This window comes from Cytobacillus sp. OWB-43, from assembly GCF_034651445.1.
Classification (GTDB): Bacteria; Bacillota; Bacilli; order Bacillales; family Cytobacillaceae; genus Cytobacillus; species Cytobacillus kochii.
In genome coordinates this window covers 183,573-197,213 of the sequence record NZ_JAYEFF010000005.1, presented here as the reverse complement: position 1 = coordinate 197,213, position 13,641 = coordinate 183,573, and the positions used below count along the sequence as shown (strand labels likewise).

13 protein-coding genes are annotated in these 13,641 nt (G+C 38.2%); 2 read left to right on the top strand and 11 right to left on the bottom strand.

From position 1 onward, the window contains the following. Positions 1-8: 8 nt before the first annotated feature. The 4 genes from U9M49_RS17735 to U9M49_RS17720 form a co-directional block, all read right to left on the bottom strand. On the bottom strand, positions 9-833 hold the full coding sequence (locus tag U9M49_RS17735) for a M55 family metallopeptidase (protein WP_095370875.1): 825 nt from the start codon (positions 831-833) through the stop codon (positions 9-11). 157 nt (positions 834-990) lie between these two features. Next, positions 991-1,308, bottom strand: coding sequence for a DUF3870 domain-containing protein (locus U9M49_RS17730; protein ID WP_095370876.1), 318 nt, complete (start codon positions 1,306-1,308; stop codon positions 991-993). A gap of 175 nt (positions 1,309-1,483) precedes the next feature. After that, a complete protein-coding gene (locus U9M49_RS17725; protein WP_322910308.1) occupies positions 1,484-2,683 on the bottom strand; it encodes an alanyl-tRNA editing protein in 1,200 nt (399 codons plus the stop codon). 4 nt (positions 2,684-2,687) lie between these two features. Continuing rightward, positions 2,688-3,986: a D-serine ammonia-lyase gene (locus U9M49_RS17720; RefSeq protein ID WP_322910307.1), complete on the bottom strand. Its 1,299-nt coding sequence runs from the start codon at positions 3,984-3,986 to the stop codon at positions 2,688-2,690. 100 nt (positions 3,987-4,086) lie between these two features. On the opposite strand from U9M49_RS17720, the gene U9M49_RS17715 reads away from it, so the two are divergent. After that, positions 4,087-4,530 (top strand): hypothetical protein, encoded by a 444-nt coding sequence (locus tag U9M49_RS17715; protein ID WP_095370879.1) that lies wholly within the window; start codon positions 4,087-4,089, stop codon positions 4,528-4,530. Positions 4,531-4,942: 412 nt separating this feature from the next. Here the strand turns inward: U9M49_RS17715 and U9M49_RS17710 are convergent, their stop codons facing one another. From U9M49_RS17710 to U9M49_RS17690, 5 genes are read right to left on the bottom strand one after another with little or no spacing between them, the layout of a single operon-like run. After that, complete coding sequence (locus U9M49_RS17710) at positions 4,943-5,509, bottom strand: 5' nucleotidase, NT5C type (RefSeq protein ID WP_307315523.1); 567 nt, start codon at positions 5,507-5,509, stop codon at positions 4,943-4,945. Between the two features lie 12 nt (positions 5,510-5,521). Further along, the gene (gene ribD, locus U9M49_RS17705; RefSeq protein WP_307315525.1) at positions 5,522-6,610 is read right to left on the bottom strand and encodes a bifunctional diaminohydroxyphosphoribosylaminopyrimidine deaminase/5-amino-6-(5-phosphoribosylamino)uracil reductase RibD; all 1,089 of its coding nucleotides are present in this window, start codon (positions 6,608-6,610) and stop codon (positions 5,522-5,524) included. Further along, entirely contained in the window at positions 6,603-7,358 is a 756-nt protein-coding gene (locus tag U9M49_RS17700; RefSeq protein WP_322910306.1) for a GTP cyclohydrolase II, read from the bottom strand. Before U9M49_RS17700 ends, ribD begins: the two co-directional genes overlap by 8 nt. Before the next feature lie 19 nt (positions 7,359-7,377). Beyond that, on the bottom strand, positions 7,378-8,469 hold the full coding sequence (locus U9M49_RS17695; protein ID WP_322910305.1) for an FAD-dependent monooxygenase: 1,092 nt from the start codon (positions 8,467-8,469) through the stop codon (positions 7,378-7,380). Positions 8,470-8,482: 13 nt separating this feature from the next. Next, positions 8,483-9,337 carry a VOC family protein gene (locus U9M49_RS17690; RefSeq protein ID WP_095370883.1) on the bottom strand — a complete coding sequence of 285 codons (855 nt, stop codon included), beginning with the start codon at positions 9,335-9,337 and terminating at the stop codon, positions 8,483-8,485. 140 nt (positions 9,338-9,477) lie between these two features. Between U9M49_RS17690 and U9M49_RS17685 the strand changes: the two genes are divergently transcribed. Next, positions 9,478-9,792, top strand: coding sequence for a winged helix-turn-helix transcriptional regulator (locus tag U9M49_RS17685; RefSeq protein ID WP_095370884.1), 315 nt, complete (start codon positions 9,478-9,480; stop codon positions 9,790-9,792). 176 nt (positions 9,793-9,968) lie between these two features. Here the strand turns inward: U9M49_RS17685 and U9M49_RS17680 are convergent, their stop codons facing one another. Together U9M49_RS17680 and fdhF are read right to left on the bottom strand one after the other, a co-directional pair. Continuing rightward, on the bottom strand, positions 9,969-10,568 hold the full coding sequence (locus U9M49_RS17680) for a DUF1641 domain-containing protein (RefSeq protein WP_095370885.1): 600 nt from the start codon (positions 10,566-10,568) through the stop codon (positions 9,969-9,971). Beyond that, the gene (gene fdhF, locus U9M49_RS17675; protein ID WP_322910304.1) at positions 10,561-13,518 is read right to left on the bottom strand and encodes a formate dehydrogenase subunit alpha; all 2,958 of its coding nucleotides are present in this window, start codon (positions 13,516-13,518) and stop codon (positions 10,561-10,563) included. Before fdhF ends, U9M49_RS17680 begins: the two co-directional genes overlap by 8 nt. Positions 13,519-13,641 lie beyond the last annotated feature (123 nt).

The window sequence follows — 13,641 nt, the reverse complement described above, 5'->3', positions numbered from 1 at the left end:
ACACCTCCTTAGCAATATGATGTTCTCGAAGCTAATTCAGTCATGACAAGCATGGCACGATAAGCCTCTAAGATGTCTTTCGCTTGAAATTGCACCGTTGTTGTTCCCTCTTCCAAATGAGTTCCGGGCATTAATGCTGCCCACTCTGCTTGACCATAATTAGCAAACTCAATTTTAAGGAGCGGCTTATCTGGAGGCACAAGCGGCTTAACTCTTTCTTTATTCTCTATTGCTTGCACTGTCTTTTCTTTCAATAAAATCTCTGCTTTTGCTGGCGTAAGTGACTTCACTGCTGAACGGGTAATCGTTTCTTTCACTACCGCTGTCGTTATATGAGGAATTAAGCTTTCTGCTTCTTTCGCTGCTTGGTCATCACCAGCCACCATGATGACAGGGACACCATAGTATCCAGCTACATATGCATTGAACCCCAACTCACCAACAACAACATCGTTAATAAACATATTTCTCACATTAAAAAACATAGAATGCGACATTACGCCCTTCATGGAAGCGCGGGCATGATATCCGACAAAAATTGCTCCAGCATAAGATTCATCTAAGCCTTCTACCATTGAAAAGGGCTTTACATCCCCAGTAATCAAACTTGTATCTGGATGGAGATATTCAATCATTAAATTATTCATTTTCGAATGACTATCATTCACAAGCACCTCTTCACAACCTTGATTGAAGGCCTCTGTGATTACATAGTTCGCTTCATCAGTCATAATTCTCCGACCACGTTCATAGTTGTTTTTAGCTGAATCTACTTGAGTATAATCAGCAAGCCCTGTAATTCCTTCCATATCGACTGACACATATAATTTCATTTTGTCCCCTCCAGCTTATGATTCTCAGAAAATTGAAAATATTTTACAAATAAATATCATACCTTCATCATTAGAAATCAAAAAAATCCAACGACCAAGGCAGAGTGAAATAAACCTTTAGTCGCTGGATTTTATCTGCGATAAACAGAAAAAGCAGCTATTTCATTTTAATTTGGTTATATTTAATAAGTGCATTGCGATACGCTACCATTATGGCTTTCTGCGATGATCCAAAATATCTCGTTTCGATTTCATTTAATAAGAAATCCGACTCCAACAAACTTTGCCCAACGAAAATAGATTGGATGAAAGCTGATGTTAAACCTATGGTTGAAGAGCATTCAGCATCGATAATCTTCCCAGAATCTTTCTCAACCACAAAGGCAATGAAAAAACCATTGTATTGTTGCATGATCGCATTGTTAGAAGAGGTTTTACTCTCTCCAATAATATAGAGGGTATTTGGCGGAAACATTTTTCTTCCTCCTAGCCAGTATGGATATTACAAGAGGTGCTTATGTAAAAACATAAACATTCATTGTAATGCATAAGACCCTTACTTAGAATTGTAAACCATTCGTCCTAGCTTTGACAATCAATTTTCAATATTTTTCGTAATATTTTTTTAATTTTGTCTTATTTATGTTAGATTATATAACATATGAAAGCGCCTTGTCTAGCAGGACTTTTCCCTCTACACTGCGCTCTCCGCCACCTTGAGCGAAAGTTTGGTTGCCTCCACCCTTACCTTTTATCTCAAAGAGTAACTTGCTACAAATTTCCTTCATGCTAAAGTCTACTTGTGTTCCACTTGCACAAATACATTGAAGCTTGTCTTCCGTTTCATTAATAAACACAATAAGATTATTCTCTTTCTCTGCTGTCATCCATTTGGCCATCCATTGCAATTCACTGATTGAACGATTAAGAAAAACCTTACCGACAACCAAGCAGTTATCGTTTGTCTTTGCTGTAGTCATTAATTGACGTGCTTCAAATTGCAAAAGTTGTTCTCCATTTACCTCTAATTGCTTTTGCAAGCTTTTCATATCCACTAAAAGCTTTTTAATTGTTTGTGCTACATCTTCCTCAGGTGCACTTAATAACTTGGTTGCTTCATTCAAAACTTTATTTTTTTGATGCAATTGCTGCAATACCCTTGCACCACAAACAAAGTAAATTCGCGTTTTCTTTTTATGTCTCTCTGTTCCGAGAATTTTAATCACACTTACTTCCCCAGTTGAAGAAGGGTGTGTACCACCACATCCATTATAGTCAAATGATCGAATAATCACTAAACGAATATGATGAGAGACCGTTGTTTCTTTTCGAAGTGGATACTTGTAAAGATCCTCTTTCTCTACCCATACTGTCTCTATTTCTCTATTTTCAAGAATGATTTGATTCGCTACATTTTCCACCCTTTCGAGTTCTCCATCCGTTACGTCTTCAATGTCTAAATCTATTGAAACAATTTCTTTGCCTAAATGAAAGCTAATCGTTTGATATTGAAACGTTTCAGCAAAGGCAGCTGAAAGAATATGCTGACCAGCATGCTGCTGCATATGATCAAAGCGACGGTCCCAGTTAATTTTACCATCGACTTTCTCCCCTTCGTCTAACAACTGCGCCAAATAATGCCTAATCTCACCCTCCTTTTCTTCAACATTCATTACCTCTACACCATTTAGCCATCCCTTATCAGCAGGTTGTCCACCACCGGTCGGGTAAAACGCAGTTTCTTCTAATACGACGTAGCTGCCTTCTGTATCTTTACCTACCTTAGAGATATTTGTTGTAAATGTTTGTGTATAAGCATCATTATAAAATAGCTTTTTTGTGAAATTCATCTCTTTATTCCCCCGCCTTTTTTGCCAAATGTAAATATTGTTGCTGTATTTCATCAGGGACCATACTGCCACCTGTTCCCCATACGAGATGAGTTGCCTTACTCATATTAGTAATACCAACTTGCTCAGAATACATTGATTGAAGGATTTTTTTCGGACCTAAGAACCCTGCTAAAGCTGAAGGCTCCAAGAAAATACCCTCCTCGTTTTTCAAAAAATGCATCATTTCATACAACTCACGGTCCGAAACAGTATATACACCACTTATCGCTTTTTCTAGCATATGACCAACTAATTGAGAGGGGCGTCCAACAGCGAGTCCATCCGCCTCTGTCTTCAGCTCTATTCCAATATCCTGTACCGAAATCTTCTCATGCAGGCCTGTTCGCAAACCTAATAACATGGCCGGTGCGTGTGTCGGTTCAGCAAAGAAACAATGTACATGCTCACCAAAAACTTGTTTTAAACCAAAGGTAATGCCCCCTGGCCCCCCTCCTACCCCACAAGGTAAGTAGACAAATAATGGATACTCTTGAGAGATGCTAATTTGCTGTTCTTCTAGCTGTTTCTTTAGACGAAAGGCAGCAACTGCATATCCAAGAAAAAGGTGTTCAGAATGCTCATCATCTATAAAATACATAGTCGGATCGCTCTCTGCTTGTCTTCTACCTTCAGCTACCGCCGCGCTAAAATCTGAAGTATGCTCGATGACCTGTACACCTTTTTGCTTCAATAATTCCTTCTTCCACTTCTTTGCCTCACTCGACATATGTACATATACGCGAAATCCAAGTTTTGCACCCATTATACCGATACTTAAACCAAGATTACCTGTAGAACCAACAGCTATACTATACTGTGAAAAAAATGCCTGCTGATTAAATAATTTGCTATAATCATCAGTAAGGTTAAGAATCCCTTCAGATAAAGCAAGGTGTTCTGCATGCTTTAATACTTCATATATCCCACCTCTAGCTTTAATAGATCCCGATATAGGAAGTTCATTATCTGCCTTTAGCAGTAAGTCTCCTTTGACATTTACATGTTTTTCCTTCATATTGAACAATGTGAGTAGAGGAGATTCAATGATACCCTTCTGCTTGCTTGTTTCAGGAAAAGCTTTAGCAATATATGGAGCAAATCTTTCTAAACGTCTTATAGCGTCTTCAACATGTACACTAGATAAAGGACCACGAATCGTAGAATCATATTGTTGATTCAACCATAGTACTGGTTCATATTTAACTAGCTTTTTAATAAGTGAATCATCTGCTAATAACTGTTGTATTTGATTATTTATCATATCCTATACACCTTCTTATCATTACGCTTTATCCTTATTTTGGCCGAACTACATTGGTTTTGTCGAGTGTAATTGTAAAATTGAGAAAGGAAGAACCCCCATGACTACATTTAAAAAAATGAATCTGCTGAGCCTATTTTATGCACTCATCGCTTATTTCCCCGTACAACTTTCAAGCAATGTTAATAGAATCAGTCGCTGGACAGGCATAAATGTCAGTATGGTTATCATTATTAGTAATACACTTATTCTGATCATCCTTCTCTTAGGTACTGCCTATATTTTTCATTTAACTACAAAATGGCTACACCATAAAAGAATAAGATATTTTACTAGCATTACTTGGATTCCTTTCTTTTCCATCATGATGCTTATCACTGCAATATTCTTACCGTTTTCAATGACAATCGAATCACCTAACCCAGTCACCAGTATCATTATTCTTATTTGTGTCATTCTCTATCCTATTTACATATTAATTGTTAATGGGTTCATAGCCATGACTCAATCATCTGAACAACCTTTAGTAGATAAAATGAAGTAAAGCTAATTCACTACAATTTAAGTAAATTTATTCACAAAGAGTTGTACACATCTTGTGTTACAGCCTTTTGTGATTAATTTTACTCCACTTAAAACTAGCCTCTCCATGGGGAGCTGGCGGCTGTTCCAAACAGTGAATATCTTTTTCAATTACTCAAAACTCTCCCTCCACTTTTTCAACAAACATATCACTTCTTAGCCAATTTTAAAAAAATCGAGAGTCTATCGGAAATGAGTCATGATATTTTAACGATATGGAGCACTTCTATCAACCTTTTGGAAGTGTATACATCAAGCAATAATTGTATTTCGTATTTCATTTCATTAGATTCCTTCACTTTTACTATTTCCACGAGATGCTAAAAAACTGACTCTATATTGTCGTACGTATACGACAATCTGAGTCAGTTTTTTTATTGGTCGATATTTCTTAAATACACTTGCCAGTCTTTTATTCTTTCCCAATCACAAGCCTCTTGATTATATGATTGATCCTTTAAAAAACATGTGACCTTTGTCTCTTTTAGTGTGTGCAATATTTGTGGTTTATCATCAACATAATAATCTAGCTGAAGATCTTTAATGATATTCACTTTTTCGTGATCCTTCATTCCACAGAAAAAGTGACCTTCTTCAATTGGAAAACCGAATTGCATCATCCAAGCTTTCGTTTGCTGGCAATAGTCCGCATCTCTTGCGGTAATATAAAAGATCTCATGCCCCATTGCCGCCAGCTTCTGTAAAAGCTCAAGTGCGCCAGGAAAAGCTTTGCAGTTCGTAAAGAAGATTTCCTCTTGATGTTGATTCCACATTTTGAAACCTTCATCATCAGTCAAATCATATAAAGAATGGATTTCAAGTGTGTTTAATTGTTGAAGTGCAGATGCTTCAATCTCCTTCTTTAATTTCCGATTATAAATACTTAATGCATGTCCTCTTAAATCGATTAAAGTATCATCAATATCAAAACCAAACCTCATCATTTCAGTCCTTTATTTGTTAGTAGGATATCCAACAAACTTAAAGTCTTTGCCAATCGGAGTCACCGTTACATGCTCTAATTCTACCGCTTCACTCATAAGAGCAACCCCTGTACCTTCTAAAAAGGTTGGTGCTTCTTTTCCACCAACTAACTTAGGCGCTAAATAAATTACTACTTTATCAATATAACCGTCCTCTAAAAAGGACGCACTGACATTGCCGCCGCCTTCAATCAGAACAGAAGAAATTTGCTCTTCTTTTAACATAGTCATTACTTCAGCGATAGTTACTTTTTCTGTTGATGTATGAAAGAGACGAATGCCCTTCTCTTCTAGCTGGGCTTTCTTCTCTTGATCATAGTAGGAACCAGTAAAAACCCATGTTGGTGCTAATCCATCATTAACAAGCTGACTTTCCATAGGGATACGTAAAGTTGAATCTAACACAAGTCTAATGGGATTTCTACCATTTTGTATTCTAGACGTTAGAGCTGGGTCATCATGAAGCACTGTTCCAATTCCAACTAAAATCGCTTGATGGTTACTTCTTAACTGGTGTACATCTAATCTTGCTTCTTCTGAAGTAATCCACTTACTGCTAGCTGTATGTGTAGCAATTTTACCATCCAGTGAAATACCAGATTTCAGTGTAATGAAAGGACGATCAGCAGTTATATAATGATTAAATACCTCATTCATCTCTATTGCTTCTTGTTCACAAATACCAATAATTACTTCGATACCTGCTTTTTCTAATATCCTTACTCCATTCCCACTAACAATAGGATTGGGGTCTAATGAAGCGATAACGCATTTTTTTATCCCCGCTTGAACAAGGGCCTCCGCACAGGGACCCGTTCGTCCATGATGGGAACAAGGTTCCAAGGTAACATAAATCGTTGCCCCTTTCGCTTGATCCCCTGCCATATTGAGAGCATGAATTTCTGCATGTGGTTCACCTGCTTTCATATGCGCGCCGATACCCACAATCCGCTGGTTATTTACAATTACGGCACCTACAAGCGGATTGGGATCTGTTTGTCCCTTCATCGCTTTGGCATTTTGCAATGCTAACTCCATGTAAAATTGATCATTACTCATCTCTCGACACCCCTTCTGCCTGAAGATGTCCGGATTTTAACACCTTTGTTTGCAGATACTTTTCATTAAAATCAGAGATATCCCCCCATAGTGGTGTCCGACCTACTAATAAGGCTCCTGCATCTGTTAAAGCAACTAATTTCTTGGGATTATTCGTGATTAATGTAATAGGCTTTTTCCTCAATTGTTGTAATACAGTGATTGCTTCATCATATTTTCGAGAGTCATCCACAAAGCCAAGCTCTTCATTTGCCTCGACGGTATCATAACCATTTTCCTGCAGTACATAAGCCATCGCTTTACTAAATAACCCAATGCCTCTTCCCTCATGATTAGCTAAGTAAAACAATGCGCCCGAACCATTTGCCACCATCATTTTCATAGATTGCTTAAGTTGGTATCCGCAATCACAACGCTTGCTGCCAAAAATATCCCCGGTATGACAAATCGAGTGGAAACGCACCAATGCATCTTCACTATCCTCAAAATCACCGTAAACAAGGACACTTGATTGCTGTGAATCAGCAAGATTAGCAGAAGATAAATGAGCGACAATCTTGCTCGTATCTTCCATCACTTCAGCACTATCTAACCAGCAATACCATTTAAAATGCACAGTTTCTCCATCTAGGTTTACAGGTAAGCGAATCGGCCCTACTAAATAAACAGAACGATCACCTCGATCAATTCTCTGAATCTTTTTTTCTAATATTTCAATTGCTTTTGTTTCTATGTTTATTTGATTCATTTATTTCTCCCCCTAAGACTCAGGCAGAGACAAACTGCTCTCTGTATGAAGCCTCCATCTTTTGTTGCTCTAATTGTAAAGATTCAATATCTGTTCTTCTATATCTTTCAAACTCATTTAAGCATGCAGCACTTGTATCGTTTGCAGCTAAAGCTTTAACTATCGTTGGATATAAAGTTTCTGCATCAATCAAGGCACTATTTAAGCCAAATGCGCCTGTTGGACTCATCGTATGAGCTGCGTCTCCCATTAGTACTAAGCCATCCTTAACCCAAGTTTGGCAACGACAACTTTGTACATTTAGTAAAATAAAATCCTGCCACGATTGAATATACTTTAACACAGATTGTTGTAAATCTGGAAATGCCTGAATTAACTTTTCTATATATGTTTCCACTGGTTGTTTCCTAATCTCTGCAAAAGCACCTTTATCTATATTCCATCCCACTTGAATATAAGAATTCGTTTGTGTAAAAAGCGCTAGTTGATGATCGTTTACTAAGCCTTGTCGTATAACAGGTTGCCAATTTTGTGGTGCAGGGAATTTTGCCCAAAGTAAATCGTAATCGTGTTCAATTTTTTCAAATGGAATTTTAGCTAGCTTTCTAATCGTTGAATGCCTACCATCTGAACCAATAACAATGGAGGAGTGAATCATTATTTCTTCTCCATTTTTCCTTTTCGCTTTTACCCCTTTTACTTTCCCATCTGAGAGCATCAATTCAGTAGCCCTTGTACCTGTTAATAGGCGATAGGCGGAGAACTGTAAAGATTCTTTTAATAGAACTGATAATAAATGCTTTTGCGGTACATGGATGCCAACATGTCTTTCATCTGGAGCAGGTGAGACAGTTCTAAGAATTCTCCCGTTCTGCCAGTACTCTATTCCTTCCATCGGCAATACACCTAATTGTTTGACCTGATCAAACAAATGATATTTTTTAAGTACATTTTCACCTAAGTGATTTAAATGTTCTCCTCTGAATTCTTTATCCATATTTTCATTACGTTCTAGCACGATGACATTGATGCCATTTTTCGCTAATAAATATCCCAATAATGCGCCGCCAGGTCCGGCACCAACAATACATACATCGTAGTTAACATCCATAAGGCTCACCTTTCTATTCAACGACTAACTTAATATTGTTTCCAGCGGGGTCACTCACCATATAACTGTCCGCTTGCCTTTCGACCTCTATATTCATCGCTTGAAGTCTTTCAACAGCCTGTTCAAGCTTGTTTTTCGGGAAAACGAGCGTATAGAAAGCCATCCCAACACTATTAGCTGAAGGCGCTACAGCCATGGTTCCGTTCCAAATATTTAAGCCAATATGATGATGGTACTTCCCAGTAGAAATAAACAATGCTTGATTACCATAATGAGTAACTACTTCAAAGCCTAGACCCTCACAATAAAAAGTTTTTGCTTCTTCTATATTATTTACATGTAAATGAATATGTCCCATAATTGTTTCATTCGGCATACCATTCCACTCATTACCGTCCCATTCACTCATAATACTTTGAACATCTAAGGCATTGGTGCCCATGACAACTTCTTCACCCTTCCAATCCCAAGACGTTTTTGGGCGATCAGCATAAATTTCAATCCCATTTCCGTCTGGGTCTGCTAAATAAAGGGCTTCACTCACATCATGATCAGACGCTCCTTGTAAAGGATAATTCACTTTAATAAAGTGGCGAATGATCTTAGCTAAGTCATTTCTCGTTGGAAGCAGGATGGCAAAATGATATAGCCCTGTTCTTCTCAGCTCTTTTTTCTGCAAACCTTCTGGCGCATGTAATTGCACTAAAGTTTGATTCCCATCAGCTGATAATGACACTTCATGCTTGCTTTGATGCAATACTTGGAAACCTAATATATCTTGATAGAATCTTAGTGATGTTTGTAAATTTGTTACTTTAAGATCTATTTTCTGTGCGTAGATATTTGGCTCTGCATGAAACGTATTCATTTGCATTAACCCCTTTAATTGTCTTTTAGTTATGTTAGTTACTTTATGTAAGTAATTATATTTTTGTTAACTACTTGTGTCAAGTACAATAATCATGTATTGTTAAGATATAAGGAAATCATCGAATAGGGGTGACCATTTTGAATCAAGCACTGATATGTCCTCGATTCGAAAAAGCCATGAGTATCATGAGCCAACGTTGGACTGGTCTAGTAATCTATCAACTATTAGCAGGACCTAAACGCTTTTGTACATTAGAATCTTCAATGAGCATTAGCGGTAGAGTCTTGTCCGAAAGATTAAAGGACCTTGAACAACAAGGTATTGTTAAACGCGAGGTGTATCCGGAAACGCCCGTAAGAATAGAGTATTCGCTTACAGACAAAGGAATGGCCCTAGAGCCCGTTTTACGCGAAATAGAGAAGTGGTCTCAAGAATGGTTGCAAGCCGAATAAAGAACGACAATAAATCCCCATATACGTACTATGGGGACCTTTTTTATGAGTGAGGTCTTTTGCCCACACTTCTCGCTACTTCCATAGCCGCTTATATGCGCATTTTATTCTTATCAGAGGCACCTCCCTCTTTTCTCCCCTCCCCAAAAAAAATTTCCGGCACATTGGCCGGAAATTCATTCTTTTTTTCTCTTTAAAAATAACGGGATAGACATAACTGCTGCTCCGCCTATAAAAAAGAGCCAATTCTTATTAAACTTTCTGGTGCCCAAATTTTGTTTTACTATCTCTTCCTTTTCCTTACCCTCACTTGATCCAAGTCCTTTCACAAAAGCAAGTAGAATACTCATTCCTTCCCTTACCTCTGAATCCCTTAGCATAGATAGCATGGTCACTTCCTTTTTTTCCTTATCTGATTGTTGAACCTCTACCATGCGGGTAAGTGCAGTATTTATTTTATCAATCATCGGTTCCCATTCCTTTAAATCTATTTTTCCTAAGACTTCAAGGAGAAGGAACGAATTTTTAATTGATCCTGTAACTTCAGGATGCTCCATTGATAACAGGACACGATCAAGAATTTTGTCACTTTGTCCCAGCATACTTTCTACGATATGAAGGATGCCTTTTTCGTGGATTCTTTGTATTAAGTGTATAGAATCAATAATTGCTCGGCGGTTATTCACAATACTATCTTCCAGTTCCTTTAATTCCCTATTTCTCTGCTCTTCAGGCGACACTTCGATTTTTCGTATAACTGTTGTTGCTTTAGCCATGTCTCCTCCTCCTCCTCTCTCTTACAAGATCTCCAGGGAAAATATAGTCGCTCCTCTGCCATTTCCCTTCCACATTCACACCTACTTGCGGTTGAGGTGTACCGAAGCGATGATTCTTCCGTGGTAATGGAGACTCTCCATCTTCTTCTATTACCTCAAGCTTTGCTGAAATCTCTTTATATGCAGGCGTATCTGTATCCTTATCTGTATGCGAACTAGTTAAATAGTTAATAGCGCCCTCTCCAGATGTATTCATTGGTAAATAGACCTGCTTACCTTTTACTCGATCAGTGACGAGGCAGCTTACCCTTACACTGCCATAGGGAGATGTTAACTTAACTTTCGTACCATCTCTAATCCCTCTTTCCGCTGCCAATTCGCCTGAAACCTCCAGAAAGACATTAGGTGTTTTACCGGAAATCGCTTTAGATTTGTAAGTCATATTCCCTTCATGAAAATGCTCTAGCAGTCGACCATTGTTGACATGGATATCATATTCTTCATTGAAAGTAAGCGGTTGTGTCCATTTCACTGGATGGAGAATAGCTTTTCCACCCGGTAGTGAAAATCCATCTGTGAATAAGAGTGGAGTATCCTTGCCATCTGCTGCTACTGGCCATTGTAGACTTTTATAGCCTTCTAACCGATCATAATTGACTCCAGCCATTAACGGGGTAAGAGATGCGGCTTCATCCATAATCTCACTTGGATGTTGATAGTTCCAATCTCCACCTAGTTGATTAGCAATAGCCATAATAATTTCCCAATCAGGCTTAGAATCACCCAGCGGTCCCATTACTCTATATAAACGTTGAATTCTTCTTTCAGTATTGGTAAACGTTCCTTCTTTCTCCAAACTAGGGCTGGCTGGTAATACTACATCCGCATATTGGCATGTTTTCGAGAAAAAGATATCTTGCACAATAAACAGTTCTAGTTTTTCAAAAGCTGCTTGTACATGATTGATATTCGTATCAACAATCCCCATATCTTCGCCCTTTATATATAAAGCCTTTAATTTCCCTTCATGAATGGCTTCTACCATTTCTTGATTATTTAAACCAGGCTCACTAGGGAGGTCCACACCCCACTGCTCCTCAAAACGTTGTCTGACACTTTCATCGGTTACATATTGATAACCAGGGAAACGATCTGGCATACTGCCAAAATCACTTGTTCCTTGCACATTATTATGACCTCTAAGTGGATAAGCACCTGCACCTGGTTTCATATAGTTTCCTGTTACAAGAAGCAAATTAGAGATAGCTGTACTTGTGTCACTGCCTCCACCATGCTGTGTCACACCCATCGCCCAAAGGATAGATGTTGTTTTTGCTTCATGAATTCTTTCAGCGATTGAGATCAGCTCTTCTTCTGATAAGTGCGTCACTTCAGAAGCGTATGATAATGTATAGGGCGTTAAACTTTCGAAGAAAACTTCTACATCATTGACATGCGCAGCTAAGAACGCTTCATCATGCCAGCCTTGATCGACAATATATTTTGTCACTGCTGAAAGCCAAACAAGATCGCTGCCCGGTGCAGGTTGAACGAAAAGGTCTGCTCGTTCAGCTAATTCATGCTTCCGTAAATCTGCCACAATCACTTTTTGACCGTTTAGTTTCTGCGCTCGTTTTACTCTTGTCGCCAAAACAGGGTGGGATTCTGCTGTATTGGAGCCGATAGAAATGATTAACTCTGCTTGAGCAATATCACTAATGCTGCCAGAATCGCCTCCGTAACCTACTGTTCTCCATAGTCCCTTTGTTGCTGGAGATTGGCAATAACGGGAACAATTATCAACATTATTTGTCCCGATGACAGCTCTCGCTAATTTTTGCATTAAATAGGACTCCTCATTTGTACATTTAGAAGATGCAACAAAAGCTAATGAATCAGGTCCATGATTCGTTTTTATCTCAGTCATTTTTGAACTAATAAAAGTAAGCGCTTCCTCCCACTCCACTTCTTTGAAACCTTCTTCATCTCTTATCAATGGCTTGGTCAAGCGCTCTTCACTATTAACAAAATCCCAGCCGAATTTACCTTTCACACAAGTTGATACACCATTTGCTGGTGCTTCCTCCTGCGGTTCTACTTTTAATATTTGCCTTCCTTTTGTCCACACATCAAACGAACAGCCTACGCCACAATATGTACAAACTGTTTTCGTCTTATTAATTCTTTCTTCTCGCATAGTTGCTTCTATATCCGAAATGGTTAAAAGAGACTCATAACCTGTTTCAATATTCTTCGTTAGTTCAATCATCGGACGAAGAGATTGTTGTTTAACACCGGTTAAGAATCCGGCTTCTCCTTCCATCCCAACTTCCATCATGGCATTACAAGGGCAAACAGTTGAACAATGACCACAGTTTACACATGACGATTCTTCAATCGGAGAATCCTTGTCCCAAATTACTCGTGGTCGCTTTAAATCCCAATCAATTGTTAACGTTTCATTAACTTGTAAGTTCTGACATGCCTCGACACATCTACCACAAAGGATACATTGATCAGGATCATATCGATAAAACTCATTTCTTTGTACTTCTGCATCTTTTGATGTATGATCAGTCTCTTGATGGGAAATCTTCATTTTCTTGACGGTATTATGTATTTCGCAATTGCCGTTATTAAAGTCACAAACTGTACAATATAATTCATGATTACCTAATATGCGATCCATAGCGATCATCTGTGCTTCATGGATATCTTCACCTACTGTTTCAACCTTATCATTTGGCTGTAAGGTCGTTGAGCACGAACGGACATATTCCCCATTTACTTTCACAATACAAGTGTCACAAGTTTCAATAGCTCCTAAACTAGGATGATAACAAAGTGATGGTACCTCAATATTCATTGTATTTAATAGCTGCATAACCGACTTTTGATTACTCATACTTGTTGTTTCTCCATTAATTGTGACCTCAAACTTCTCTGTCACTATGAGCCCCCCCTTAATCCCTTTATTTACCTATCTACTATTTCCCCTTTACCCATTCATTCCCTGCATAAACAGCATTGTATTTTTATAATTTTCCGTTAATTTTAATGGTTATAATCAAAT